Below are 25,328 nucleotides of genomic sequence, written 5' to 3'. Positions count from 1 at the left end.
TCGCACCCTGTATGAGTACGCTTGTCGTTCAAATCCCATCGCGCCCCCGGCTGCAAGCCCGTGACCCGGACCGCCCTGCGCTTGAAGGCCTCGGCACCGAGTACGCCTACGTCCTGAGCCCCAACGGCATCGACCTGACTTCGCAGGGCCGTTGCGCCGTGGCGCTGTTGCCCAAGGCGGCGGGCGCTGTGGCCGTGCTGTCCGACACCGACGTGAGCTGGCACCGCATCACCCTGCCCAAGGCACCCGCTGCGCGCCTGCCGGCGGCCTTGATGGGCGTGCTCGAAGAAGCCTTGCTCGAAGAAGCCTCGAGCGTGCACATCGCTGTTGCGCCCAACGCCACCGCAGGCCAGCCCACCTGGGTGGCTGCGGTCGACCGCAACTGGCTCACCGGCGAGTTGGCGGTGCTCGAAAAGGCGCATGTGTTCATTGACCGCGTGGTGCCAATGTCATGGCCCGACGAGCCACCCACCGGCCACTTCGCCGAGCTGGGCGACCCTTCACAAGGCGCCACGCTCACCTGGGCCCATGCCGATGGCGTTGCCCAGATCGCCCTACAGGGCACCCTGGCGCGCGCCCTGCTGCCCACACCCTTGCCAGAAGGCGTGCGCTGGAGCGCCACGCCGGCCACCGCTTCGGCAGCCGAGCGCTGGCTGGGCGCACCCGTTACCGTGATGGACTGGCCGCAGCGCGCGCTGCAGGCGTCGCGCTCGCTGTGGAACCTGCGTCAGTTCACGCTCGCTCGCAAGAACCGCGGCACCCGGGCCCTGCGCGATGTGTGGCGCCAGTTTCTCAACCCCGCCTGGAAGCCCATGCGCTACGGGCTGATCGCCCTGGTGGGGGTGCAGCTGGTGGGCCTCAACCTGTGGGCTTCGCACCAGCACAGCGCCGTCGAAGGCAAGCGCCAGGCCATGGTGCGGCTGCTGCAGACCACCCACCCGCAAGTGCGTGGCGTGCTCGATGCCCCGCTGCAGATGCAGCGCGAGACCGACACCCTGCGCGCAGCGGCCGGCAAGCCCGGTGAAACCGATCTCGAACCCATGCTGCAGGCCGCGGCCGGCGCCTGGCCCGGCGGCCGCCCTCAGGTAGACACGCTGCGCTACGAGCCCGGCAAGCTCACCCTGTCGGCCACGGGCTGGGACCCCTCCGAGATCGAGCAGTTCCGCAATCAATTGCGCCCGAGCGGCTGGCAGGTCGAGGCCATCGATGGCCGCGTGACCGTGAGCCGCTCGCCCTCCAACGCCAACCCGGGGCGCCTGTGAAAGCCCGCACCATCACCCTCCCCACCCCGCTCAAGGCGCTGAGCACCGAGGCCTCCGAGCGCTGGCGTGCACTGCCGCCCCGTGAGCGGCTGGGCCTCACGCTGGCCGGCGTCGCCATCGGCATTGCCGTCGTCTGGATGATCGCGGTGGCTCCGGCCCTGCGTACGCTGCGCGAAACCCCGGCGCAGATTGACGAGCTCGATGCCAAGCTCCAATCCATGCAGCGCATGGCAGTTGAATCACGCGAGCTGCGCGGTGCGGCGCCGGTTCCGGCCACACAGGCCGCACTCGCCCTCAAGTCGGCCACCGATCGCCTGGGCGAGAAAGGCCGCATCGCGGTGCAAGGCGATCGCGCCACGCTCACCTTGAGCGGCGTGACCGGCGAAACCTTGCGCGCCTGGCTGACCGAGGCGCGCAGCGGTGCGCGTGCCCGGCCGGTCGAGGCCCAGCTCTCCAAAGGGCAGCAGGGCTACGCCGGCACCATCGTCCTCACCATCGGAGGGAGCCAGTGATGGCGCGCCAACCCGCTCGCCGTGGCATTCGCCGCCGCTTTGCTTCGAGCGCCGTGCCCACGCACTGGCAAGAATCGTCGTATGCCGAAATGGCGTGGGAAAAGTCCCGCAACGCAGCCTCACGCTGGGCCATGGGCGGCGTCGTGCTAGGCCTCTTGATCGGGCTCATCGTCTTTGCGCCCGCCACCTGGCTGGCCAGCGCCGTCAACAGCGCCACCGGCCAACGTGTGCAGCTGGCCGACGCGCGCGGCAGCGTCTGGTCGGGCAGCGCGGTGGCCGTGTTGACAGGTGGTGTGGGAAGCCGCGACGCCAGCGCCCTGCCGGGGCGGCTGGAGTGGTCGCTCGGCCTGAAAGGCCTGGGCTTCGAGTTGCGCATGCAGCACGCCTGCTGCCTCAACGGCACCGTCAGCCTGCTGCTCAAGCCCGGTCTGGGCCGCTTCTCGGCCACGCTGGCACCCAAGCCCGATTGGGTGGGCCAATGGCCGGGCGCGTTTCTCGGCGGGCTGGGCACACCCTGGAACACCTTGCAGCTGGGCGGCTCGCTGCGGCTGTCGTCGCCAGGGCTGAAACTTGAATCGGTGCAAGGCCGCTGGCTGGTAGAAGGCCAGGCCGACATCGAGATGCTGCAAGCCTCGTCGCGCGTGTCCACGCTCGAGCCACTGGGCAGCTATCGCTTCACCTTGACGGGCAGCGCAGGCGCCCCGTCGCAACTGCGCCTGAGCACACTCGAGGGCGCCTTGCAGCTCTCAGGCGAAGGCACGGCAGGCGCCAACGGCGTGCGCTTCCGCGGCGAAGCCAAGGCAGCCACCGAAGCCGATGAGGCTGCACTCAACAACCTGCTCAACATCATCGGCCGGCGCAGCGGCGCCGTGTCTGTCATTTCGATCGGATAAGCATGAACAAGCGCTCCACCTGCAGGCCGCCTCGGCGACCACTCACCGCCGCCCTGGTGGCCGTGATGATGTGCACCTCGCTGGCCCCGGTGCCGGTGGCGCTTGCCCAGCAGCCGAAAGAATCCCGCTTCAAGGGCGAGCCCGTCACGCTGAATTTCGTCAACGCCGAGATCGAAGGCGTTGCCCGCGCGATGGGCGCCATCCTCAAGCAGCAATTCATCGTCGATCCCCGCGTCAAGGGCAGCATCACGTTGTACAGCGAAGAGCCCTTGTCGCCGCGCGAGGCCTACCTCAACTTCCTGGCCGCCCTGCGCGGCCTGGGTTTCACGGTGGTGGAGTCGGGCGGCCTGTTCAAGGTGGTGCCCGAGGCCGATGCCAAGCTGCAGTCGAGCACGGTGTCGGTCGGTGCGGTGTCGCGCCAGGGCGACCAGGTGCTCACGCAGATCTTCAAGCTGAGCCACGAGAACGCCAACAACCTGGTGCCGGTGCTGCGCCCCTTGATCAGCCCCAACAACACCATCAACGCCAACCCAGGCAACAACACGCTGGTCATCACCGACTACGCCGACAACCTGGCGCGCATCGGCAAGATCATCGCGGCGATGGACACGCCGAGCTCGGGTGACGTGGAAATCATTGCCCTCAAGTACGCCGTCGCCACCGATCTGGCCACCATGGTGCAGCGCCTGAGCGACGGCGGCAGCTCCGTGCCCGGCGCCCCCGGCCTGGGCGGCGCCACCTCGTCGATCATGGTCGACCCGCGCAGCAACTCGCTCATCGTGCGCGCTGCCACACCGGCCCGCATGGCCAGCATCAAGTCAATCGTCGACAAGCTCGACCAGCCGACCCAGGGCAACAACCCGATGGGCAACATCTACGTCGTGTACCTGAAGAACGCAGACGCGACCAAGCTGGCAACAGTGCTGCGCGCGGCCTACGGCGCCGGGGGCAGCGGCTCTAGCGGCGGAGGCGGGAGCGGTGGAGGTACCAGCCCGTCGGCCCAGCAGGCAAACCTTTCCGCGGGCAACGCAGGGGGCGGCGGGCAAAGCGCTGCCGCTGCCGCGCCCGTCACACCCTCGGCCGGGCCTTCCACCGGCGGGATGATCCAGGCCGACCCGGCGACCAATGCCCTCATCATCACGGCCGCCGAGCCGGTGTACCGGCAATTGCGAGCCGTCATCGAACAACTCGATTCGCGTCGTGCGCAGGTTTACATCGAAAGCATGATCGTCGAAGTGACCGGCGACAACGCCGCTGACTTCGGCTTCCAGTGGCAAGGCATTTCCGGCAAGAAGGGCGACTCCAACATCGTCGCGGGCGGCACCAGCTTCGATGCAGGCGGCGCCAACATCATCGACCTGTCGGTGGCTGCGGCGGGCGGTCGCACCACGGCGGGCGCCGCACTGCTCGGCCTGCCCAATGGCTTCAACATCGGTGTCTTGAAGAACCTGGGCAACGGGCTTTACGGCCTGTCGGCCATCGCCCGCGCCTTGCAGAACCAGACCAACACCAACATCATTTCCACGCCTAACCTGATCACGCTGGACAACGAAGAAGCCAAGATCATCGTCGGCAGCAACGTGCCTTTCATTACCGGCCAATTCACCAACACCGGTGGGGCCACGACCAGCCCCTTCCAGACGGTGGAGCGCAAGGACGTGGGCATCACGCTGCGCATCAAGCCGCAGATTGGCGAGAACGGCGTCGTGCGCATGACGCTGTTCCAGGAGTCATCGAGCTTGAGCGACAAGGTCGCCCCCGGCACCACCACGGCAGGCCCCACCACCAACAAGCGCTCCATCGAATCGACCATCGTCGTCGACGACGGGCAGATCATTGTGCTGGGCGGCCTGATCGAAGACCGCTTTACCGACACCGTCAACAAGGTACCGCTGCTGGGCGACATCCCGCTCATCGGCGCGCTGTTCCGCAGCCAGAGCCGGCAGAAGACGCGCACCAACCTGATGGTCTTCTTGCGGCCCACCGTGCTGCGTGACGCGGCAACTTCCAACAAGCTGTCGACGGACCGCTACGACCTTATCCGCGCACAGCAGCAGGGCGGGCAGCCTGAGCGCAGCTTTGTGACGCCAATCAACGAATCGCCAGTGCTGCCGACGCTGCCCAGCGTCACCAACACCGAGAAGCCGCTGAGCGTGCAGCCCGCTGCAGCGCCCGCAACCGGCGCCACCCCGGCCGCCGTGAAGAACTGATCATGGGCGCGCGCCACCCCCTGCCCTACGCCTACGCCAAGGCGCACACGCTGCTGCTCGAAGACGACGGCGAGCGCCTGGTGCTGTGGGCACCCGAAACGGTGTCGCTGCCCGCGCTGAGCGAAGTGCTGCGCCTGTACCAGATCGACTCGCTGGAGCGCGAGTCGGCCAGCACGCTGGGCAACCGCATCGCCGTGGCCTATGCCGGCGGCGAGTCGAGCGCCGCCACCGTCATCGGTGAGGTGGAAAGCAAGGTCGACCTGAGCCGCATGATGCAAGACCTGCCAGCGGTCGAAGACCTGCTGGAAGCGGCCAACGACGCGCCCATCATCCGCATGCTCAACGCTCTGCTCACGCAGGCCGCGAAAGACGGTGCCAGCGACATCCACATCGAGCCGTACGAGCGCTCAAGCTCGGTACGCTTCCGCGTCGACGGCACGCTGCGCGAGGTGGTGCAGCCCAACAAGGCGCTGCACGCGGCGCTGATCTCGCGCCTGAAGATCATGGCCGAGCTCGATATTTCAGAAAAGCGTTTGCCGCAAGACGGCCGCATCTCGCTGCGCATCGGTGGCCGCGCAGTCGACGTGCGGGTGTCCACGCTGGCCTCGTCGCACGGCGAGCGCGCCGTGCTGCGCTTGCTCGACAAGGGCGAATCGAAATTCACGCTCGAAGGCCTGGGCATGGGCGGCGACACGCTGCAGCGCTTCGACAAGCTGGTGCAGCAGCCGCACGGCATCGTGCTCGTCACCGGCCCCACCGGCTCGGGCAAGACGACTACGCTGTACGCCTCGCTGGGCCGCATCGACACCAGCACCACCAACGTGTTGACGGTGGAAGACCCGGTGGAGTACGAGCTGGGCGGCATCGGCCAGACGCAGGTCAACCCGAAAATCGACCTCACCTTCGCCAAAGCCTTGCGCGCCATCCTGCGGCAAGACCCCGACGTGATCATGATCGGCGAAATCCGCGATTACGAAACCGCGCAGATCGCCGTGCAGGCTTCGCTGACCGGCCACCTGGTGCTGGCCACGCTGCACACCAACGACGCGCCCAGCGCCGTCACGCGGCTCACCGACATGGGCATCGAGCCCTTCCTGCTCAGCTCCAGCCTGTTGGGCGTGCTGGCGCAGCGCCTGGTGCGCAAGCTCTGCCCGCATTGCAAGAAAGAAGACGCGCGCGGCCGCTGGCACCCGGTGGGCTGCGGCGAATGCGGCCAGAGCGGCTACAAGGGCCGCACGGGTGTGTACGAGCTGATGGTGGCCGACGACAAGGTGCGCGGCCTGATCCATGCCCGCGCCGCCGAGTCGCAGATCTTTGTGGCGGCTGAAGCCAACGGCATGCGCTCGATGCGTGAAGACGGCGAGCGGCTGGTGACTGAAGGTGTCACCTCGCCGGAAGAAGTGATGCGCGTGACGCGGGAGTAGACGATGACCATCGCAAGCACGCGAGACCCAGCGCCGGGCCGCCCCAAGCCGGGCTTGACCCCCTTGGGGGATCGACTGTGCTACTCCTCGGCCGAGGGGCAGTAACGTGCCTGCCTACAAGTTCGAAGCGCTCAACGCCGCGGGCAAAACCACCACCGGCCTGCTCGAAGCCGAAAACCTGAAGGCCGCCCGCACGCAGCTGCGTGCTCAGGCTTTGGTGCCGCTCGATGTGACCCAGGTCGCCTCGGCCGGCACCCAGGCCACCGGCGGGCTGCGCCTCACGCGCAAGGTTTTCAACTCCACCGGCCTGGCCGTCTGGACACGCCAGCTCGCCGGCCTGGTGGGCTCGGGCCTGCCGCTGGAGCGCGCCCTCACCGCCTTGAGCGACGAGGCCGAAGACCAACGCCAGCGCGAGCTGGTGGCGCACCTGCGCAGTGAGGTCAACGCCGGCTCGACGTTTGCGCGCGCGCTCGCCAGTGCACCGCGCGAGTTCGACGACGTCTACCGCGCCGTGGTGGCCGCAGGTGAGCAAAGCGGCGCGCTGGGCACCGTGCTCGAGCGCCTGGCCGACGACCTGGAAGAACGCCAGTCGCTACAAGCCAAGCTGATCGGCGCCACGCTCTACCCGGCCATCGTGTCGCTGATCGCCATCGTGATCGTGATCTTTCTCGTCACCTACGTGGTGCCGCAGGTGGCCTCGGTGTTCACCAACTCCAAGCGCGCGCTGCCCGGCCTCACGGTGGCGATGCTGGCCATCAGCGCCTTCATTCGCCACTACGGCTGGTTGATGCTGCTGCTGCTAATAGGCGCCGGCGTGGGCCTGAAGCTGATGCTGCGCAACGAGGTGTTTCGCGAGCAGTTCGACGCCACTTTCCTCACCCTGCCGCTGATCGGCAAGCTCGCACGCGGCTACAACTCGGCGCGCTTCTCCGGCACGCTGGCCATGCTGGCCGGTGCCGGTGTGCCCATCCTGAAGGCGCTGCAAGCCGCGGCCGAAACGCTGTCCAACCGCGCGATGCGCGCCGATGCGATGGACGCACTGGTGCAGGTGCGCGAAGGCGCGCCGCTCGCCTCGGCACTCGCCGGCAAGAAGCGCTTCCCCGGTCTCTTGGCCATGTTTGCCCGCTTGGGCGAGCAAACCGGCCAATTGCCGCAGATGCTGGATCGCGCCGCGCGCCAGACCAGCATGGAGGTGCAGCGCCGCGCCATGGCCATGGCCACCATTCTTGAGCCCTTGCTCATCGTGGCCATGGGCGGCGTGGTGATGTTGATCGTGCTGGCCGTGCTGCTGCCGATCATTCAGCTGAACACCTGGGTGAAATAGGGCCCCCCAGTCGCTTCGCTCCTGCCCCCGAGGGGCGCCACCCAGCGGCCCGGCAGAGCCGGATCCGCGGGCGTTGCTTGAGGGAGCACTTCGCTGCGCTTGTGCGAGCCGTCGCACATTTCACTGCCGTTGGGGCTGAGGTATCGAAGCCTGCTTGGCGGGCACTTCGCTGCGCTTGTGCGAGCCGTCGCACATCTCGCTGCCGTTCGGGCTGAGGTATCGACGCCTTGCGTTGCTTGGGCTCTGGCATGGCTCCTGCGTGGCCATTGCGTGCAGAACTGAACGGTCTTTCGGGTTTTCATTGATGGTTGCTCCTGCCGGGGCTGCGTTTCAATGGATTGAAGGTCTGCGTCCTCTGGAGGTTTTATGAGCGCATCCAAGCAGTTGGTCACAGTGTCACCAGGCTCATCGCGAGGTGGTATCCCGATCGCGCGCATGCGCAGCTTGTACAGAGTCGACGAGGTCGGCCTGAAGCTGGACAAGCTGCCTCAAAAGGAACACGAAGGCCTGCGCTCCACCTACGAGCGCATGTTGGAGAAGGGCCCGGAGCGTTTCCAGGTCAAGCCCTCCGGTCTGCCGGCCATGGGCTACCTCTACGACGACCTGCCCAATTTCTCTGAGGTGCTCGACGACATCAAGCGCCAGATCGCCCTGTGCGAAGACAGCCGCGATGCACTTGAGATCACGCCGCTGCTGCTGCTCGGCCCGCCCGGCGTCGGCAAGACCCATTTCGCACGCGAGTTGTCTCACCTGCTGGGCACCGGCATGGGCTTCATGTCGATGAGCTCCATGACCGCCGGCTGGGTGCTCTCGGGCGCTTCCAGCCAATGGAAGGGCGCACGCCCGGGCAAAGTGTTCGAGACGCTGGTCGACGGCCAATACGCCAACCCGGTGATGGTGGTCGACGAGATTGACAAGGCCGGCGGCGAGCACGCCTACGACCCGCTGGGCGCGCTGTACAGCCTGCTTGAGCACGACACGGCGGGCAGTTTTACCGACGAGTTTGCTGAAGTGGCCATCGATGCCAGCCAGGTGATCTGGGTCGCCACCGCCAACGACGGCCGCGCCATTCCCGAGCCCATCTTGAACCGCATGAATGTGTACGAGGTGCTCGCACCCGACCGGGAGGCGGCCCGCCACATCGCGGCCAAGCTGTACCGCAGCATCCGCAGCGACCACGACTGGGGCAGCCGCTTCGCGCCCGAGCCCGACCACGACGTGCTCGACTGCATGTGCGAGATGGCCCCGCGCGACATGCGCCGCGCCTGGATGACGGCCTTCGGCAATGCCAAGCTGGCCCGCCGCGACCGCGTGGAGCCGGGCGACTTGCCCGAAGCCGGCTTCAAAAAATCGAGCATCGGCTTCGTGCAATAGACCAAACCCTGAGCTGAAAGCGGCTCAGTGCGTTTTGAGGGATGGTGAAGCCTTCTGTTGGCGATAAGCTCGGCCCAACAGGAGGCCCACGCCATGTCTTTGCACCGCACCACCCTGCCGCTTGCCCTCGCGCTCACCTGCCTGGCATCCCAGGCCCAGACGACCCAACCTACCCCCGCCGACTGCCCACCCGAGCAGCGTGACGATTGCAAGCCCGGCGACGAGCCAGACCGCGGCACGCGCAACAACGATGCCGCCTCGCCGCAAGTCTCGGCCGATGCCCCGCTGCCGGCAGCGGGCGGCGGCGGCGGTCCGGCAACCACGCTGCGCTACGACCGCGGGCCCCTGAAGGTGCGCAACTACGGCCTCAGCGTGGGCGTCGACCACGCCCTGTCACGCCAGTGGGTGCTCGGCGGCCTGGTCAATGTGGCCAAGGGCCGTGTGGAACGCAGCCAGACCGAGACCGCCACCAACATCAACGGCACCAACACCTTTCAAAGCGACACCACGGTCAACACGCACAGCACCTCGCTTGCCGCGTCGCTCAGCTACTTCACCACCAATGCCATCGCCTTCGACGGCGTGCTGTCGTACATGCGCACCCAGCTGGAAACACGTCGCGTCAGCGCCGGGCAAGGCGAGTTCAGCGGCGACAACCTGAGCCACAGCTGGGGCACGTGGCTCAGCGCCAGCCGCATCTGGCGCTTCGGCCCACGTGCGTTCATCCCGCAGCTGGGGCTGGAGTACGTCGACACCCGCACCGACGCGGTGGCTTTCGTCGACGCGGCAAACCCCGCAGCAGCCCCCCCGCCTTTCAGCGTCAGCGACCACCGCCAGCGCACGCTGGCCACCCTGCTCAGCGCGCAACTGCAGCAGCCCTACAGCATGGGCTTCGGCACGCTCACTCCCTATGTGCGGGCGACCTGGCGCGAGCGGCTGTGGAAGAAGGCAAGCCCCATCACCGCAACGAACTCCAACAACCTGGTGCGCGACCTCGACCCCGATGCCGCCGAGAGCCGCAGCTCCATTGGCCTGGCGGGCGGCGTGATCGCTCAGTTCACGCGTGGGGTCAGCAGCTTCGTCGATGTGTCCTACCGACGCGGCACCAACCAACTGCGCGAAACGCGGCTGGGCCTGGGCCTCAAGTTCGAGATCTGATCGCAGCCCATGCCCATGGCCCGCAGTTTCATCACCGGCCTGAGCGCGCTGCTGCTCGCTGCGTGCGGCAGCACGCCCACCACGGCGCCGGCCAGCCTGAGCGAAGAGCAGTTGATGATCGTCGACTGCGTGTTGCCCGGCCAGGTGCGCCAGCTGGGCAATTTCGCCACCTCGCTGTCGGCGCGGCGCCCACAGAAGCTGCCGGCCTACGAATGTGCACAGGCCGGCGGTGAGTTTGCGCTCGCCACCCGCGACCCAGCTCGCGCGCTGGCCATCTGGCTGCCGTTCGCCCAGCAAGGGCAGGCCGAAGCGCAAACGCAAGTCGGCGAGATGTACGAGCGCGGCATCGGCACGGTGGCCGACTACGCCACCGCGGCGCAGTGGTACGCCAAAGCCAGCCAGCAAGGCGACAGCCGCGCGCTCATCAACCTGGCCTCGCTTCACGAACGCGGCCTGGGCGTGAAGCGCGACCCGCTGCTCGCGGCCAGGCTGTTCCGCCAGGCCAGCGGGCAGGCCGGCGTGCCGGGCCGCGTCACCATCGACCTGGTTGACCCGGTCATCGTGGTGCCCACACCGGGGCAAGACGGTGCAGCGCCCGTCGTGCCGCTGCGTGGCCAGGGCGAGCGGCGCGAGATCCGCGGCAAGGTCAGCTCCGAGGCCGGCGTGCGCCAGCTGATGCTCAACAACAAGCCGCTGGCAGTCGATTCGCAAGGCATGTTTCGCACCGAGCTTGACCTGACTCAAGGCGCATCTGACGTGCGCCTCACCGCCACCGACCGACAAGGCACCCAGGCTACGCTGAGCTTTCGCGCGATCCCGGGCACGGGCGCAAGCTTGCCCAAGCTCAGCCACGGTCTGCCCAACACGCGCTACCACGCACTCATCATCGCCAACCAGGCCTACCGCCACTGGCCCAAGCTGAACAACCCGGTCAACGATGCGCAAGACCTGAAACGCATGCTGGAGCAGCGCTACGACTTCCAGGTGACGATGCTGGTCGACTCCACTCGCCGAGAGCTGTTCAGCGCCTTCAACGCGCTGCGCACAAGCCTGAAGCCTGAAGACAACCTGCTCGTTTTCTATGCCGGCCACGGTGACCTGGAAGAGAGCACCCAGCGCGGCTACTGGGTGCCGGTCGACGGTGAGCGTGACAACCGCAGCAACTGGGTGTCGGTGGTCGACGTGACCGACCAGATCAACGCGCTCGGCGTGCACCAGGTGCTGGTGATCGCCGACTCGTGCTACTCGGGCACCATGGCGCGCACCGCGCTTCCCGTGGCCGATGCCGACCTGGTGGGCGAGCGCCACTGGGATGCGCTGCGCGCCATCTCGCAGTTGCGCGCCCGCGTGGCGCTCACCTCGGGCGGGCTGGAGCCGGTGGTCGACGGCGGTGCCGGCCGCAACTCGCTCTTCGCCAGCAGCCTGCTCGACGTGCTCGCGGCCGTGAACGAACCCATCGAAACGCGCCGCCTCTTTGATGCGCTGGCGGCGCGCTTCAGTCTGCGCGCACAGCGCCTCAAAGTGCAGCAGAAGCCGCAGTACGCGCCGATTCGATTTGCAGGCCACGAGGCAGGCGACTTCATCTTCGTGCCCAAGCATTGATCACAACCAACGAAACACGGCCTGGTCGGCCATGAAACACGCGTGAAGCGCGCCAACGCGATGCTGTGAGCTCCAGACATCAGGAGCTATTCATGACCCCCGTACAAATAGGCCATGTGCGCCGCAGCTTCGCGCTGATCGAGCCCATTGCGCCGCAAGCCGCCGCCATCTTCTACGACAACCTCTTCACCGCCGACCCCAGCCTGCGCCACCTCTTTCAGGGCAACATGGCCCAGCAAGGCGCACGCTTGATGACGATGATCGGTGCCGCCGTGGGCCTGCTCGACGACCCCGAGACGCTCACGCCCACACTGCGCAAGCTAGGCGCACGGCATGTCAACTACGGCGTGCGCGACGAGCACTACGCCACTGTGGGTGGTGCGCTGCTCAAGACACTGAAGCAAGGCCTGGGCACCGCCTACACCGACGAGGTGCACGCGGCTTGGGTGACGCTCTATCGAGTGGTCAGCTCCACCATGATGGACGCGGCGCGAGGCGTGTCGGCCAGGGCCGCTTGAAGGCTCAGGCCAGCAACTGCGCCACAGCCGCCAACAAGTCCGCCTTGGAAAACGGCTTGTCGAGCCCAGTGCAATGCGCTTTGCGCAAAAACTCGCGTGCCCCAGGCGACAAGGTGTCGCCGGTCACAAAGAGCATGCGCTGCGCAAGCGTCGGGTGCTGCTGCGCCACTTCGCGCCACAGCGTGGCGCCGTCCATCTCGGGCATGTGCAGGTCGGACACGATGGCGTCGAAGCGGGCAGTCTCCAGCAGCGCCAGCGCCACAGCGCCCGACTCGGCCGTCGCCACTTCGTAGCCTGCGTCTTCGAGCATGTCGCGCATCAGGCCAGCAATCTCGGGTTCGTCGTCGACCACCAGCACGCGCTGCTGCTCGCCTTCTGCCTCTTGCAGCGGTATCGGCCCAGACTCTTGCAGCGGCTCGCCGCTGATGGGCAAATTGAGCCGGAAGCTCGCACCGCCCACATGGGCCGTGGGCTCCAGCGTCAAATCACCGCCGTGGTCGCGAGCGAGCGAGCGCGACACCGCCAAACCCAGGCCCGTGCCTATGCCTTCGGGCTTGGTCGTGAAGAAGGGCTCGAAGAGCTTGCCGCGCAGGTCGGCGGGCACGCCGGGGCCGTTGTCTGACACGCGCAGCCACACGCGCGGCTCGCGGTTCTCGCGCCGCACCTCCACACCACTTTCGATGTGCACGCGCCGCTCGCCTTCGGTGGCAGAAAGCGCCTGCTGCGCATTCACCAGCAGGTTGAGCACGATCTGGCCGATCTGATCGCCATCGGCCTTCACGGTGGGCAGCTCGTCGATCAGGTGCAACTGCATCTCGACGCCGTGGCTGCGGTAGCTGTAGCTGAGCATCTCGGCCGCGGCGCGCGTCAGGTCGTTGAGCGACACGCTCTCGCGTGTGGCCGGCTTGCTGCGCGCCATGTTGAGAAAAGTGCGCACGATGCGGCCACAGCGCTCGGCCGCTTCGCGTATGCGCTGCACGTCGAGCTTGATGGCGGGGTCGTCGCACTTTTCTTCGAGCAGGCTCGCCCGGCCCATCACGATGGCCAACGGGTTGTTGAGCTCATGCGCCACGCCAGCCAGCAGGCTGCCCATGGCGGTGAGCTTCTCGCTCTGGCGCAGGGCGTCACGCTGGCGCTCGATCTGCTGCTCGGCGTTGTAGCGCTCGGTCACGTCGACCAGCGACGCGGTGTAGTAGCCGGTGCCGCCCACGTTCGTGCGCCACAGCACCATCTCGATCGGGAACTCGCTGCCGTCGGCGCGCAAGGCGTGCAGCTCCATGCGCTTGCCGAGCACGCGGCCCTCGCCGCCAGACTCCATGCGGCGCAAGCCGGCCTCGTGCTGCGCACGGTAGCGCTCCGGCATGATGACCTCGCTCACCAACGCGCCGATCACGTCCGCGCGCTTGCGGCCAAACATGGTCTCGGCCGCTGGGTTGAATTCGACAATGCGCCCTTGGCCGTCGGTCGAGATGAGCGCAGCGAGCGCATGGTCGACGATGGCGGCCTTGAGCGCTTCGCTGGCCTTCAGCTGGTCGAGCTGCTCGGCGAGTTGCTCTTCACGCAGCTTCAGGTCGGTGTGGTCACGGCCAAACACCACAATGCCCTGCACCTCGGCGCCCTGCGGCGCAAACGGCACCATGGTCTCTTGCAGGAAGCGGCGCCCGCGCGTGGGGTACTCGACCCAGCCTTGCCAGCGCAGCGTGTCGCCATTGAACAGGCGCTCGGCCCAGGGCAGATAGCCGGTGTAAGCCGCTTCACCAATGACCTTCGACAGGTGCTGACCAATCACCTGCCCGGCAGGCTGGCCGTAGAACTCCAGCGCTTCTTGGTTGGCGTAGAGGAAGCAGTGGTCACGCCCCACCACCGCCACGCGGGCGGTGATGTTGTCGAGCAACGCGCTCATCAGCTCTGGGGCGAGCGGAGGCAGGGGCGACTTCTCTTTGCCCCATTGGTTGGGGCCCGTCCAGACGAATTCGCGCTCCAAGCCTTTCGTCATGACACGGTGGTCAAGTGGCCACAGAGACCGCGGGCACGAACACATAGCCCACGTTGCGCACCGTCTTGAGCACCTCAGGTTTGTCGGGGTTGGTTTCGATCTTGCGGCGCAGCCGCATCACGCGCAGATCAATCGAGCGGTCAAACACGTCCCAGCCGCGGTTGTGCGCCTGCTCCATGATCTGGTCGCGGTTGAGCGGGCGGTTGGGGTTGCGGGCAAACAAGGCCAACAGGTCGAACTCGGCGGCGCTGATCTCGATCTCGGTGCTGTCGGCACTGAAAAGGCGGCGCTCGTCCAGGTCGAGCTGACACGCGCCAAACTGCACGCGGCGCGCGTTGACAGCCGCTGCGGCGGTCACGACCGGCTGCGACAGCTTCAGGCGCCGCGTCACGGCGCGCACGCGCGCCAGCAGCTCGCGCATCTCAAAGGGTTTGGGGATGTAGTCGTCGGCGCCCAACTCCAGGCCCACCACGCGGTCGACCGACTCGCCGGCGGTGGTGAGCATCACCAGGCCGACCCGGGGGTGGGCATCGCGCAGCCAGCGCGCCAGCGAGAGGCCGTTTTCACCAGGCATGTTGACGTCGAGGATGGCCAAATCGGGCAAGGCTTCGGCGATGGCGAGGCGGGCGGCGGCGGCATCGGGCGCGGTGCGCACAGCAAAGCCGTGGCGGCCGAAATACTCGCTCAACAGCGAGCGCAACTCGGGTTCGTCGTCAACCACCAACACCGTGGTGCCGGTGCTCGCATCGCCCTGCGTCATGGCCTGCGTTCCCTTGTGCTGTGTTGCAAGGGCCGGATCATATCGGTCGGCCACCGGGGCAGCCCGGGCCATGTCGGCCTGGCTCAGCACCGCCGTGATCCACTCGCGGGAAGGGGTTTGGCTCATCGCCGGGCGATCAGACAGCACCGTGCGTCGCCACCAGGTCTTCGGCAAAGGCTTCGCTGCGGAACACCACCGGGCGGGTGTCGGCAAAGTCGGGGCGGTGCGCTCGCACATCGCGCGAGCGAGCCGCCGCCTTGCGGATCGAGTGGCCACCGTGTGCGACGGGGCGGGCAAAGAAGCGTTGCAGCGTGGTGGTGACGATCTCGGTCATGTCGGTACTCCGGTGGTCTGGGGCAGCGCATGGCTGTCTGCCCACCTCGCCACTGTCGCGCCGGCCGGTATCAGCACCGTTTCAAGTTCCAGCCCCGAATGTTTCGTTTGTTTCAACGCGGCAGGCGGGCTCTTATGATCGAGCGATGCCTGTCACCCTTGCCGGCCAACTGGTCGTGGCCATCTCCTCTCGCGCGCTGTTCGACTTCGAAGAAGAAAACCGCCTCTTCGAAGCCGGCGACGACCGCGCCTACATGCAGCTGCAGCTGCAGCGCGTGGCCGAACCGGCCAAGCCCGGCGTGGCGTTTTCGCTGGTCAACAAGCTGCTGGCCTTCAACGCAAAATCGCCCTCGGTCGAGGTGGTGATCTTGTCGCGCAACGACCCGGTGTCGGGTATGCGTGTCTTCCGATCGGCCAAGCACTACGGCCTGCCCATCCAGCGCGGGGTGTTCACGCGCGGGGAGTCGCCTTGGCGCTACCTGAAGCCGCTCAACGCCAACCTCTTCTTGTCGACCAACGAGCCCGACGTGCGCTCGGCGCTCGAAGCCGGCGTGCCGGCGGCGCGCGTGTACCCGCACTCGGCGCGCGCGTCTGACGCGCACCCGCATGAAGTACGCATTGCCTTCGACGGCGACGCGGTGCTGTTCTCTGACGAAGCTGAGCGCGTGTTTCAGCACGCCGGGCTCGACGCCTTTCAGGCCCACGAGCGCGACCGCGCCAACTTGCCGCTGGCGGCCGGCCCCTTCAAGCCGCTGCTCGAAGCTTTGCAGCTGCTGCAACGCCAACAGTCGCCGGCCATGCGAATCCGCACCGCGCTGGTCACGGCCCGCAGCGCGCCGGCACACGAGCGCGCCATACGCACGCTGATGGAATGGAACATCGAGATCGACGAGGCCATGTTCCTCGGCGGCTTGCCCAAGGGCACCTTCCTGCGCGAGTTCGAGCCCGACTTCTTCTTCGACGACCAGGCCGGTCACATCGAAAACGCCGCGCCGCATGTGCCTTCGGGCCACGTGGCCGCGGGCGTCTCTAACCTTTGATCTGAGACATCCAGCCTAAGCCCGCCGAAGTGCCCGCACGCGGGCGGTACTCGCAGCCGATGTGGCCGCTGTAGCCCAGCGTGTCGATCAACTCGAAGAGATACGGGTAGTTCAACTCGCCTTCGTCGGGCTCATGCCGCTCGGGCACGCTGGCCACCTGCATGTGGCCGACGTGGCCGGTGGGCAGGTACTGGCGCAGCTTGGCGGCCACGTCGCCCTCGACGATCTGGCAGTGGTACAGGTCCATCTGCACTTTGAGGTTGGGCGCGCCCACTTCGGCCACGATGTCGTGCGCGTGGTCTTGGCGGTTAAGAAAGTAGCCGGGCATGTCACGCCGGTTGATGGGCTCGATCAGCAGGTCGACGCCCACATCGGCTGCACGCTGCGCCGCCCACGCCAGGTTGCGCAGGTAGGTGGTTTGCAACGGCGCGCGGTCGGCATTCGCGGGGGCGAGGCCCGCCATCACGTGTATGCGCGGGCAGGCCAGCACCAGCGCGTAGTCGAGCGCCTGTGCAAGCGCGCGCTGGAAGTCGTCTTCTCGCCCCGGCAGGCAGGCCAACCCGCGGTCACCTGAAGCCCAGCTGCCGGGTGAGGCGTTGAACAGCACCTGCTGCAAGCCATGGGCCTTCAGCAGGCCCGCCAGCAGATCCGCCGCGTACTCGTACGGGAACAAGAACTCCACCGCCGAGAAGCCATCGCCCGCCGCGGCCGCGAAGCGGTCCAGGAAAGCGTGCTCTGCATACATCAGGCTGAGGTTGGCGGCAAAGCGTGGCATGGGTCGGGACGATAGCAGCCCCAGGTTCGCGCTTTCACCCAAATGACAGCGAGATTCGCACTGGCTTGGTATAAAGAAAGTCACCTACTCAACAAGACGGAGACAGCACATGAACTACCGACGCCTGGGCCGCAGTGGCCTCCAAGTAAGTGAGTTGTCTTTGGGCTCCTGGGTCACGTATCACAACCAGGTTGATGTCAACGCCGCCAAGGAGATGATGGCCGCGGCCTACGACGGTGGCGTCAACTTCTTCGACAACGCCGAAGCCTATGCCGATGGCCAGAGCGAGGTGGTGATGGGCGAGGCGCTCAAGGCGCTGAAGTGGCCACGCCTGAACTACATCGTCTCGACCAAGTTCTTTCTCGGGCTGGCACGCAAGGAGACGACGGCCATCAACCGCCGCGCCACGCTCAACCGCAAGTATTTGTCGCAGGCCATAGACGGCTCGCTCAAGCGCATGGGCCTCGACTTCATCGACCTCGTGTACTGCCACCGCCCCGATCCCCTCACGCCTATCGAAGAAACCGTGTGGGCCATGAGCGACATGATCACGCAGGGCAAGGCGCTCTACTGGGGCACCAGCGAGTGGAGCGCAGGCGACATACGCGCGGCCTACGAGATTGCCGACAAGCACCACCTGCACAAGCCGCTGATGGAGCAGCCGCAGTACCACCTCTTCCACCGCAAGCGCGTAGAGAAGCAGTACCTGCGCCTGTACGAAGACATTGGCCTGGGCCTTACAACGTGGAGCCCGCTCGCCAGCGGCCTGCTCACCGGCAAGTACAAGGCCGGTGTGCCCGAAGACAGCCGCGGCGCGCGGCGCGACATGGCTTTCATCGTCGAGAGCGTGACCGACCAGGCCAAGAACGCGGCCGTGGCCAAGCTCGAAGTGATCGCCGCCGAGCTGGGCTGCAGCGTGGCGCAACTGGCCATCGCCTGGGCCGCCAAGAACCCGCGGGTGAGCACGGTGATCACCGGCGCGTCGAAGATCAGCCAGCTGCAGAGCAACTTGGGAGCGGTTGATGTGATCCCCAAGCTCACGCCCGAGGTGCTGCAGCAAATCGACATCATCACGATGCCCTTGGCCGCCTGACGCCGCGCAGATGAAACTGAGTTTTGCCTCCAGCTGAACCGGAGCTTGCAAACCGTACCATCGCCCTCATACTTGCCCTTCACAGGCAGGATTTCCCTGCACACCCCTGAGAGCCCGCATGAAACGCATTCTGTTAAGCCTGTTCATGGCCTTTTTGAGCCTGAGCTTTGCCACCACCACCGTGGAGGCCAAGCGCCTGGGCGGTGGCGGCTTTTCCGGCATGAAGCGGCAAACACCGGCGCCGCAACCGGCACAGCCGGTGCCTGCGAAGCCAGCAGCCACTCCGGGCACCGCTGCTGCTGCACCCGCGGCGGCCGCGCCGAAGCGTTCCTGGATGGGCCCCATCGCCGGCATCGCCGCCGGCTTGGGCATTGCCGCGCTGATGAGCCACTTCGGCATGGGTGAGGGCATGGGCAACATCCTCACGATGATGCTGATCGGTGTGGCGCTGATCTTCGTGGTGCGCTTCTTGATGAGCCGCTTCGGCGCGGGGGCTGGTAATCGCAACAATGCGCCGCTGCAGTTTGCGGGCGCCGGTGCGGCGCCTGCCTTCGGCTCCGGCAGCGCGCACCAAGCCGCCATCGAGCCGAGCTTTGCCGCAGCCCCCGCAGGCAACCTGCCGGCGGGCTTTGATGCACCTGCCTTCGAGCGCATCGCCAAGCTGATCTTCATCCGCATGCAAGCGGCCAACGACGCCAGCAACCTGGAAGACCTGCGCCAGTTCGCCACGCCCGAGATGTTTGCCACCTTCCGGCTTGAATTGCAGGAACGCAAACCAGGCGCTCAGCAGACCGACGTGGTGCAGCTCAACGCGCAAGTGCTCGACTTTGCGCAAGAGGCCGACCGCCAGATCGTCAGCGTGCGCTTCCACGGCCTGATCCGCGAAGAAAAAGATGCGGCCACGACCACATTCGACGAAATCTGGCACCTGGTGAAGCCAGCCGACGGCAGCCGCGAGTGGGCCATCGCCGGCATCGCGCAGACCGACGCCGTTTGATGCGCTAGCGGCCCGCCGAGCCCGGCGGGCCCTCCCACCCCAACAGCTCGGCCAGACGGCTCATCACCCAGCCAGCCTCGGCCTCGTTGACGACGGCTTGCCCGGTCAACAAGCCTTCTCGCATGCGCCCGAGCACATCGGCCTCGGTGATGCCCAGCTCCCACAGCCGCTGCTGCGCCGGTTCGGTCAGCATGCTCGCCAGGTCTTCACAGAACTCGTAGCGCTCCTGGATCTCCGCACGCGGCGCGTTCGGCTTGATGCGCCCCGGCGCTACAAAGAGCGCGATGAACGACGGCGGGATTTCGATTTGGCTTTCGTCCGACATGCAGGGATTGTCACCAAGTGGGCCGGTCCCCTGCACTGTGGAGGAAAACCGCCGCGCGTTGCTATTCAGTAGAGGATGCGGCAGCGAATGGTGTCGGGCAGCGAGCACAGGTCGGCCAGCGCTGCTTCGGGCGCCGCGGTGTCGACGTCGATCACCACGTAGCCCACCTCGTCGCGCGTGCTCAGGTACTGCGCCGCCACATTGATGCCCGCCTTCGACAGGCGCTCATTCACCCGCGCGATCACGCCCGGCACGTTGCGGTGTATGTGCAGCAGCCGGCTGCGCCCGGTGTGCTCGGGCAGCGCCACCTCGGGGAAGTTGACCGACGAGGTGGTGGAGCCGTTGTTGCTGTAGCGCACGAGCTTGGCGGCTACCTCTTTGCCGATGTTGGCCTGCGCCTCCAGTGTGGAGCCGCCGATGTGCGGCGTGAGCAGCACGTTGTCGAAGCGGATCAGCGGCGACTCAAACTTCGAGTCATTGCCCTGCGGCTCGACCGGAAAGACGTCGATCGCCGCGCCCTGAATGTGGCCGCTTTCCAGTGCCTCGGCCAGTGCGTCTATGTCGACCACCGAGCCACGCGAGGCATTGATGAGGTGCGAGCCGCGCTTCATCGCCTGTATCTGCTCACGGCCCATCAGGCCCTTGGTTGACGCCAGCTCGGGCAGGTGCAAGCTCACCACGTCAGATGTGGCCAGCAGCTCGTGCAGGCCATCCACCGGGTTGGCATTGCCCAGCGGCAGCTTGGCCTCGATGTCGTGAAAGATCACGCGCATGCCCAGCTGCTCGGCCAGCACACCGATCTGCGTGCCGATGTGGCCGTAGCCCACGATGCCCAGCGTCTTGCCGCGCACCTCGAACGAATGCTCGGCGCTCTTGGTCCAGCCGCCACGGTGCAGCACCGCGTTCTTCTGCGGGATGCCACGCATCAGCATCACGATCTCGGCCAGCACCAGCTCGGCCACGCTGCGCGTGTTGGAGAACGGCGCGTTGAAGACCGGTATGCCGAGCTGCAAAGCCGCGTGCAGATCGATCTGGTTGGTGCCTATGCAAAACGCCCCGACTGCCGTGAGCTTGGGCGCGGCCTGCAACACCTCGGCCGTGAGCTGTGTGCGAGAGCGGATGCCCAGAAAGTGCGCGTCGGCCAGCACCGCGCGCAACTCGTCGCCAGCCAGCGCCTTGGGCGAGCTGACGATCTGGGTGTAGCCGTCGCGCCGCAGCGCATCTACCGCCGAGGCGTGTATGCCTTCGAGCAGCACGAACTTGAGTTTGTCTTTGGCGACCGAGAGGCGGTTTGTCATGGGGGCCCAGAAGGTAAAGAAGCGTGAGTTGCACAGCGTACGCCATGCGCTGGGGAACCGCCGATGCAGGGGCTCATCCAAATACGCGTCAGTGGCCCACCTGACTAGCGCGCCATGTCCTACAGCTGCAGGGCCACTGCGCCGTCACCATCTACTTCCACCGTTGCCCGGAGACCCCATGGCAGATCAGCCCACCCACCTTGAGCGCAAGGCTCGCGCGATGCTTGTCACGGTCGCCGTGAGCGTCGTCGCCGCGCTTTCAGCCTTGCCCGCGCTGGCGGCCGATGAGCATTCAGCCGCGGCACTGCAAGCGCGGTATGAGCAGCTGGCCCCCGAGCTGGCGCGAAGCGCGTTCCAAAAACCTCTGAAGCTGTCCAGTAGCGAGGTGGGAAACCAGCTGCAGGGCAGCATCGACGCCGTCTTGCCCCAGCCCTTTGCGCGGGCGCGCGAGCACCTGCAACAGCCCGCCGCCCTGTGCGAGATCTTGATGCTGCAGATCAACACCAAGCAATGCATCGTCAACGGCCGCGCGCTGGCGGTGCGCATCGGGCGCAAGTACGACCAACCGGCGGAAGACGCCTACGCGGTGGGCTTCGTCGTGCAACCCGAAACCACCACCACCGACTACCTCAACGTGCGCCTCAGCGCCGAGGCCGGCCCCTTTTCGACGCGCAACTACCGCATCCAGCTGCAGGCGATTCCGCTCGAAGGTGGCAACAAAACCTTCCTGAGCCTGCACTATTCGTATGGCATCGGCCTCGCGGCCAAGCTGGCAATGCAGGGCTACCTGGCCACCGTCGGGGCCAGCAAGGTGGGCTTCACCCGCGACGGCAACTCGGGCTACATCGGTGGCATGCGCGGCGCGGTCGAGCGCAACACCATGCGCTACTACCTGGCCATCGACGCCTATCTCGCCTCGCTGGCCGCGCCGCCCGCGCAGCAGCGCACACAGCGCCTGGAAACCTGGTTCGCCTCGACCGAGAAGTACGCCCGCCAGCTGCACGAGATCGAGCGTGACGAGTACTTGGCGATGAAGCAGAACGAGTACCAGCGCCAGCCCTCCCCCGGTTGAGCACAGCCTCAGCTGCCACCGCTTGCCGGCCCGCTAAACCACCCCGCGCACGCGCCCCAGCACATCAGCGCACACCGAGATGGTGGTCGCAGGCTCGGCGGGCTTGGTGATGTGCGCCGCAAAGCCTGAGTCGAGGGCCCGCTGCTTGTCTTCGTCGCGTGCAAACGCGGTGAATGCGATGGCCGGCACCTGGCTCGCGAGCCGCACGCGCCGCAGCAGCTCGTAGCCGTCAACCTGCGGCATGCCGATGTCGCACAGCAGCAGCGCTGGCTCGCCCCGGGTCAGCTCTTCAAGTGCAGCTTGGGCACTGCCCACGGCCACGGCGTTGGCGCCGTATTGGTTGAGCACGGCCGTGACCACCTCGCGACCCTCGGCGTCGTCGTCCACGACCAGGATGCGCGCGCCCTGCAAGGCAAGCACCTTGTCGGCTGGCGGCAGCGGAGCGTCGCCCAGGCTGCCCAGCCGCGAGGCCTTGTGTGGCAGCACGTGCGTCTGCCTCAGCGGCAGTGTGACGGTGAAACACGCGCCCTGCCCAAGGCCGCTGCTCTGCGCTGCGATCTCGCCGTCATGCAGCTGCACCAGGCTCTTGCAGATGGACAGGCCCAGCCCGAGCCCGCCGTATTTGCGGGTCGACGAGCTGTCGGCCTGCGAGAAGCGCTCGAAGAGGTAGGGCAGAAACTGCGCGTCTATGCCGTCGCCGCTGTCGGACACGCGCACCACCAACTGGTCGCTGCCCACGTCCACACTCACCGTAACCGAGCCGCCCGCAGGCGTGAACTTCACCGCATTGGTGAGCAGGTTCCAGAACACCTGCTGCAGCCGACCCGGGTCGCAGTCGAGCAGGGTCGTCAGCGCGCTGCGCGGCGGCTCGACCAGCTCGACCGCCTTCTTGGCGGCATCGAGCCGCACCGCATCGATCGCGGCCATCAGCGGTGTGCCTATGGGCAAGCGCTCGATGCCCAGGCTGACCTTGCCCGACATGATGCCGTTCACGTCGAGCAGGTCGGCAATGAGCTGGGCCTGGGCGCGCGCGTTGCGCGAGATGCGCTCGACCGCTTCTTGCGCCTTCTCGGGCCCCAGCCGGCCGCTGCGCAGCAGCTCTGACCACGCGAGGATGGCATTCAGCGGCGTGCGCAGCTCATGGCTCAGCGTGGCAAGAAACTCGTCTTTCATGCGGCTCGCACGCTCGGCCTCGGCACGCGCCGTACGCTCCGATTCGTTCAGCGCCGCGAGGTCTTTCTCTTGCTGCAGGCGCTTGGTGATGTCGCGCGTGGAGCCGGCCACGGTGGTCACGCTTCCGTCAGGGCCTATCACCGGGTTGAAGATGTACTCGAACCAGCCTTGCACGCCGGTGGGGCTGGCATAGAAGGTCTCGCCCACCACCTGCGCCTTGGTGACGAACACCTGCTCGATCTGCGCACTCAGCCGGTCGGCCAGGTCTTGGGGGTACGGCAAGTCCCAGAAGGTCTTGCCCACGATCTCTTCGAGCGTGATGCCAAGCAGGTCGAGCAGGGGCTTGTTGGAATAAGTGAAGCGCAGCTGGCGGTCGAAGGTGTAGGCGAAGTCTTGGATGCTGGAGAGCGCCATGTCGAAGGTGCGGGCCTGGGCGGCGCGTATCTCTGCTTCGAGCTGCAGCCGGCTTTCGGCTTCGACCTGCTCGGTTACATCGTGACCCTCCACGAAGATGCCGGTGGTGCGGCCGGCGCTGTCGAAGATCGGCTGGTAGACGAAATCGAGGTGGCGCAAAGCAGCGGCCTCGCCCGCGATTCCCTCAGGCGTGTAGGGCAAGCGCCGGCCCAGGAAGGGTTGGCCTGTGGCGAACACCTTGTCGAGCAGCGCCACGAAGCCTTGCGCCACCACCTCGGGCAGCGCCCGCGCGACAGACTTGCCCACCAGCTCGCGAGCGGCGCCCACGAGCCTGTGGTACGAGGGGTTGGCCAGCTTGAACACATGCTCAGGGCCTTCCAGCACGGCGACAAACCCGGGCGCTTGCTCGAACAAGAGCCGCAGCAGAGGCTCTGGCGCAGAGGGCTGATCGTTGGCGGGCTGCTGCATTCTGTGAGTCGGGCGAGGCTTGCTCTCGGGACGAGAGGCTCGGGCCATCGTAAACGACTCTCACCAGATGCCGGCGCCGATCGCCGAGATCTAGCGGCAAGCAACCGCCTCAGTCACTCGTGAAAATCAAACGTCGCGAACCCGGCCTCTCTCAGCAGGCTGTCGCGCCGGGCGGAGTTGTAGTCGGCTTTCATCATCTCGCTGACCAAGGAGCGGAAGTCTGTGGTCGGCGTCCAGCCCAGCTTGCGCTTGGCTTTGGACGGGTCGCCCAGCAGGGTCTCCACTTCGGTCGGCCGGTAGTAGCGCGGGTCGACGCGAAGGATCACATCGCCCACCTTGCATGACGCCGCCATGCCGCTCTGCGGTGCCTCTATGCGCGCCACAACACCCACTTCGCTGCTGCCGCTGCCGTTGAACTCCAAGGTGATGCCCAGCTCTTGCGCGGCAAACATCGCAAACTGGCGCACGCTGTGCTGCACGCCGGTGGCAATGACGAAATCTTCTGGCTCTTCTTGCTGCAGCATCAGCCATTGCATTTCGACGAAATCTCTTGCATGCCCCCAGTCGCGCAAGGCGCTCAGGTTGCCGAGGTACAGGCAGTCTTGCAAACCCAAGGCGATGCGCGCCAGCGCCCGCGTGATCTTGCGGGTGACGAAGGTCTCGCCACGCAGCGGGCTTTCGTGGTTGAACAGAATGCCGTTGCAGGCATACATGCCGTAGGCCTCGCGGTAGTTCACCGTAATCCAGTAGGCGTAGAGCTTGGCCACCGCATAGGGGCTGCGGGGGTAGAAGGGCGTGGTCTCTGTTTGCGGCGTTTCCTGCACCAAACCATAGAGCTCGCTGGTGCTGGCTTGGTAGAAGCGGGTGGTCTTCTCCATGCCGAGAAGGCGCAGGGCTTCGAGCATGCGCAAGGTGCCGGTGCCATCGGCGTTGGCTGTGTATTCGGGCATCTCGAACGAGACCCCCACATGGCTCATCGCCGCCAGGTTGTAGATCTCGTCAGGCTGCACCTGCTGGATGATGCGCGTGAGGTTGGTGCTGTCCGTCAGGTCCCCGTGGTGCAAGATGAAACGCGGGTGATCCTCATGCGGGTCTTGGTACAGATGATCGATGCGCTCGGTGTTGAACAGCGACGCGCGCCGCTTGATGCCATGCACCTCATAACCCTTGCTCAGCAGCAGTTCGCTCAGGTAAGCGCCGTCCTGGCCGGTCACGCCTGAAATCAATGCCCGCTTGGCGACGGTCCGCTTGGGCTGCGCAGTGGTGTCATTCAGCACCTCGATGGGGTTCGTGTCGTCGCGTTTCAT

General features: G+C 66.5%; 22 protein-coding genes. 14 read left to right on the top strand and 8 right to left on the bottom strand.

Annotated elements, in window-relative coordinates:
- Positions 1–11 precede the first annotated feature (11 nt).
- The 10 genes from gspL to AC30QB_RS22085 all read left to right on the top strand — a co-directional run bounded on the left by gspL (position 12) and on the right by AC30QB_RS22085 (position 12,277).
- Positions 12–1,262 carry a type II secretion system protein GspL gene (gspL, locus tag AC30QB_RS22130; RefSeq protein WP_489548441.1) on the top strand — a complete coding sequence of 417 codons (1,251 nt, stop codon included), beginning with the start codon at positions 12–14 and terminating at the stop codon, positions 1,260–1,262.
- Positions 1,259–1,774 carry a type II secretion system protein M gene (locus tag AC30QB_RS22125; protein WP_489548440.1) on the top strand — a complete coding sequence of 172 codons (516 nt, stop codon included), beginning with the start codon at positions 1,259–1,261 and terminating at the stop codon, positions 1,772–1,774. Before gspL ends, AC30QB_RS22125 begins: the two co-directional genes overlap by 4 nt.
- Positions 1,774–2,667 (top strand): type II secretion system protein N, encoded by an 894-nt coding sequence (gene gspN, locus AC30QB_RS22120; protein ID WP_489548439.1) that lies wholly within the window; start codon positions 1,774–1,776, stop codon positions 2,665–2,667. Before AC30QB_RS22125 ends, gspN begins: the two co-directional genes overlap by 1 nt.
- 2 nt (positions 2,668–2,669) lie before the next feature.
- On the top strand, positions 2,670–4,877 hold the full coding sequence (gene gspD, locus AC30QB_RS22115; protein ID WP_489548438.1) for a type II secretion system secretin GspD: 2,208 nt from the start codon (positions 2,670–2,672) through the stop codon (positions 4,875–4,877).
- A gap of 2 nt (positions 4,878–4,879) precedes the next feature.
- Positions 4,880–6,301: a type II secretion system ATPase GspE gene (gene gspE, locus AC30QB_RS22110; protein ID WP_489548437.1), complete on the top strand. Its 1,422-nt coding sequence runs from the start codon at positions 4,880–4,882 to the stop codon at positions 6,299–6,301.
- A 106-nt stretch (positions 6,302–6,407) separates the two neighbouring features.
- Positions 6,408–7,625, top strand: a complete 1,218-nt coding sequence (gene gspF, locus AC30QB_RS22105) for a type II secretion system inner membrane protein GspF (protein WP_489548436.1) — start codon at positions 6,408–6,410, stop codon at positions 7,623–7,625.
- A gap of 366 nt (positions 7,626–7,991) precedes the next feature.
- Entirely contained in the window at positions 7,992–8,999 is a 1,008-nt protein-coding gene (locus AC30QB_RS22100; protein ID WP_489548435.1) for an AAA family ATPase, read from the top strand.
- Positions 9,000–9,092: 93 nt separating this feature from the next.
- The gene (locus tag AC30QB_RS22095; protein WP_489548434.1) at positions 9,093–10,157 is read left to right on the top strand and encodes an autotransporter outer membrane beta-barrel domain-containing protein; all 1,065 of its coding nucleotides are present in this window, start codon (positions 9,093–9,095) and stop codon (positions 10,155–10,157) included.
- Between the two features lie 15 nt (positions 10,158–10,172).
- Positions 10,173–11,759 carry a caspase family protein gene (locus AC30QB_RS22090; RefSeq protein WP_489548433.1) on the top strand — a complete coding sequence of 529 codons (1,587 nt, stop codon included), beginning with the start codon at positions 10,173–10,175 and terminating at the stop codon, positions 11,757–11,759.
- 92 nt (positions 11,760–11,851) lie between these two features.
- Complete coding sequence (locus AC30QB_RS22085; protein ID WP_489548432.1) at positions 11,852–12,277, top strand: globin family protein; 426 nt, start codon at positions 11,852–11,854, stop codon at positions 12,275–12,277.
- A 4-nt stretch (positions 12,278–12,281) separates the two neighbouring features.
- Here the strand turns inward: AC30QB_RS22085 and AC30QB_RS22080 are convergent, their stop codons facing one another.
- Genes AC30QB_RS22080 through AC30QB_RS22070 form a run of 3 tightly spaced genes read right to left on the bottom strand, consistent with a single transcriptional unit; the run spans position 12,282 to position 15,367 of the window.
- Positions 12,282–14,273 (bottom strand): hybrid sensor histidine kinase/response regulator, encoded by a 1,992-nt coding sequence (locus AC30QB_RS22080; RefSeq protein WP_489548431.1) that lies wholly within the window; start codon positions 14,271–14,273, stop codon positions 12,282–12,284.
- A 10-nt stretch (positions 14,274–14,283) separates the two neighbouring features.
- The gene (locus AC30QB_RS22075; protein ID WP_489548430.1) at positions 14,284–15,159 is read right to left on the bottom strand and encodes a response regulator; all 876 of its coding nucleotides are present in this window, start codon (positions 15,157–15,159) and stop codon (positions 14,284–14,286) included.
- Between the two features lie 10 nt (positions 15,160–15,169).
- On the bottom strand, positions 15,170–15,367 hold the full coding sequence (locus AC30QB_RS22070) for a hypothetical protein (RefSeq protein WP_489548429.1): 198 nt from the start codon (positions 15,365–15,367) through the stop codon (positions 15,170–15,172).
- Between the two features lie 145 nt (positions 15,368–15,512).
- On the opposite strand from AC30QB_RS22070, the gene AC30QB_RS22065 reads away from it, so the two are divergent.
- Entirely contained in the window at positions 15,513–16,406 is an 894-nt protein-coding gene (locus AC30QB_RS22065; protein WP_489548428.1) for a 5'-nucleotidase, read from the top strand.
- Here the strand turns inward: AC30QB_RS22065 and otnI are convergent.
- Entirely contained in the window at positions 16,396–17,181 is a 786-nt protein-coding gene (gene otnI / locus AC30QB_RS22060) for a 2-oxo-tetronate isomerase (protein WP_489548427.1), read from the bottom strand. The genes AC30QB_RS22065 and otnI overlap by 11 nt on opposite strands.
- A gap of 109 nt (positions 17,182–17,290) precedes the next feature.
- Here otnI and AC30QB_RS22055 point away from each other — a divergent pair, with 109 nt between their 5' ends.
- Together AC30QB_RS22055 and AC30QB_RS22050 are read left to right on the top strand one after the other, a co-directional pair.
- Positions 17,291–18,274: a potassium channel beta subunit family protein gene (locus AC30QB_RS22055; RefSeq protein WP_489548426.1), complete on the top strand. Its 984-nt coding sequence runs from the start codon at positions 17,291–17,293 to the stop codon at positions 18,272–18,274.
- 118 nt (positions 18,275–18,392) lie between these two features.
- Complete coding sequence (locus AC30QB_RS22050; RefSeq protein ID WP_489548425.1) at positions 18,393–19,271, top strand: Tim44 domain-containing protein; 879 nt, start codon at positions 18,393–18,395, stop codon at positions 19,269–19,271.
- A gap of 4 nt (positions 19,272–19,275) precedes the next feature.
- Here the strand turns inward: AC30QB_RS22050 and AC30QB_RS22045 are convergent, their stop codons facing one another.
- Positions 19,276–19,596, bottom strand: coding sequence for an ATPase with chaperone activity (locus AC30QB_RS22045; protein WP_489548424.1), 321 nt, complete (start codon positions 19,594–19,596; stop codon positions 19,276–19,278).
- 65 nt (positions 19,597–19,661) lie between these two features.
- The gene (serA, locus tag AC30QB_RS22040) at positions 19,662–20,894 is read right to left on the bottom strand and encodes a phosphoglycerate dehydrogenase (protein ID WP_489548423.1); all 1,233 of its coding nucleotides are present in this window, start codon (positions 20,892–20,894) and stop codon (positions 19,662–19,664) included.
- A 178-nt stretch (positions 20,895–21,072) separates the two neighbouring features.
- On the opposite strand from serA, the gene AC30QB_RS22035 reads away from it, so the two are divergent.
- Complete coding sequence (locus tag AC30QB_RS22035; RefSeq protein WP_489548422.1) at positions 21,073–21,966, top strand: hypothetical protein; 894 nt, start codon at positions 21,073–21,075, stop codon at positions 21,964–21,966.
- A 33-nt stretch (positions 21,967–21,999) separates the two neighbouring features.
- On the opposite strand, the gene AC30QB_RS22030 is transcribed toward AC30QB_RS22035, so the two are convergent.
- Both AC30QB_RS22030 and gmd read right to left on the bottom strand, forming a co-directional pair.
- Positions 22,000–24,021 carry an ATP-binding protein gene (locus AC30QB_RS22030; protein WP_489548421.1) on the bottom strand — a complete coding sequence of 674 codons (2,022 nt, stop codon included), beginning with the start codon at positions 24,019–24,021 and terminating at the stop codon, positions 22,000–22,002.
- Positions 24,022–24,134: 113 nt separating this feature from the next.
- Entirely contained in the window at positions 24,135–25,328 is a 1,194-nt protein-coding gene (gene gmd / locus AC30QB_RS22025) for a GDP-mannose 4,6-dehydratase (protein WP_489548420.1), read from the bottom strand.

It is taken from the genome of Rhizobacter sp. (genome assembly GCF_046595475.1).
Lineage (GTDB): Bacteria > Pseudomonadota > Gammaproteobacteria > Burkholderiales > Burkholderiaceae_C > Rhizobacter.
Note: the sequence above shows the minus strand (reverse complement) of the source record. Positions and strands in the feature narration are given on the sequence as shown.

What these genes read in the sequence shown, in the direction of transcription:
- gspL (WP_489548441.1), top strand. Translation starts at nt 12, where the DNA reads ATGAGTACGCTTGTCGTTCAAATCCCATCGCGCCCCCGGCTGCAAGCC.
- gspN (WP_489548439.1), top strand. Translation starts at nt 1,774, where the DNA reads ATGGCGCGCCAACCCGCTCGCCGTGGCATTCGCCGCCGCTTTGCTTCG.
- gspD (WP_489548438.1), top strand. Translation starts at nt 2,670, where the DNA reads ATGAACAAGCGCTCCACCTGCAGGCCGCCTCGGCGACCACTCACCGCC.
- gspE (WP_489548437.1), top strand. Translation starts at nt 4,880, where the DNA reads ATGGGCGCGCGCCACCCCCTGCCCTACGCCTACGCCAAGGCGCACACG.
- AC30QB_RS22100 (WP_489548435.1), top strand. Translation starts at nt 7,992, where the DNA reads ATGAGCGCATCCAAGCAGTTGGTCACAGTGTCACCAGGCTCATCGCGA.
- AC30QB_RS22095 (WP_489548434.1), top strand. Translation starts at nt 9,093, where the DNA reads ATGTCTTTGCACCGCACCACCCTGCCGCTTGCCCTCGCGCTCACCTGC.
- AC30QB_RS22090 (WP_489548433.1), top strand. Translation starts at nt 10,173, where the DNA reads ATGGCCCGCAGTTTCATCACCGGCCTGAGCGCGCTGCTGCTCGCTGCG.
- AC30QB_RS22085 (WP_489548432.1), top strand. Translation starts at nt 11,852, where the DNA reads ATGACCCCCGTACAAATAGGCCATGTGCGCCGCAGCTTCGCGCTGATC.
- AC30QB_RS22080 (WP_489548431.1), bottom strand. Translation starts at nt 14,273, where the DNA reads ATGACGAAAGGCTTGGAGCGCGAATTCGTCTGGACGGGCCCCAACCAA.
- AC30QB_RS22075 (WP_489548430.1), bottom strand. Translation starts at nt 15,159, where the DNA reads ATGAGCCAAACCCCTTCCCGCGAGTGGATCACGGCGGTGCTGAGCCAG.
- AC30QB_RS22070 (WP_489548429.1), bottom strand. Translation starts at nt 15,367, where the DNA reads ATGACCGAGATCGTCACCACCACGCTGCAACGCTTCTTTGCCCGCCCC.
- AC30QB_RS22065 (WP_489548428.1), top strand. Translation starts at nt 15,513, where the DNA reads ATGCCTGTCACCCTTGCCGGCCAACTGGTCGTGGCCATCTCCTCTCGC.
- otnI (WP_489548427.1), bottom strand. Translation starts at nt 17,181, where the DNA reads ATGCCACGCTTTGCCGCCAACCTCAGCCTGATGTATGCAGAGCACGCT.
- AC30QB_RS22055 (WP_489548426.1), top strand. Translation starts at nt 17,291, where the DNA reads ATGAACTACCGACGCCTGGGCCGCAGTGGCCTCCAAGTAAGTGAGTTG.
- AC30QB_RS22050 (WP_489548425.1), top strand. Translation starts at nt 18,393, where the DNA reads ATGAAACGCATTCTGTTAAGCCTGTTCATGGCCTTTTTGAGCCTGAGC.
- AC30QB_RS22045 (WP_489548424.1), bottom strand. Translation starts at nt 19,596, where the DNA reads ATGTCGGACGAAAGCCAAATCGAAATCCCGCCGTCGTTCATCGCGCTC.
- serA (WP_489548423.1), bottom strand. Translation starts at nt 20,894, where the DNA reads ATGACAAACCGCCTCTCGGTCGCCAAAGACAAACTCAAGTTCGTGCTG.
- AC30QB_RS22035 (WP_489548422.1), top strand. Translation starts at nt 21,073, where the DNA reads ATGGCAGATCAGCCCACCCACCTTGAGCGCAAGGCTCGCGCGATGCTT.
- AC30QB_RS22030 (WP_489548421.1), bottom strand. Translation starts at nt 24,021, where the DNA reads ATGCAGCAGCCCGCCAACGATCAGCCCTCTGCGCCAGAGCCTCTGCTG.
- gmd (WP_489548420.1), bottom strand. Translation starts at nt 25,328, where the DNA reads ATGAAACGCGACGACACGAACCCCATCGAGGTGCTGAATGACACCACT.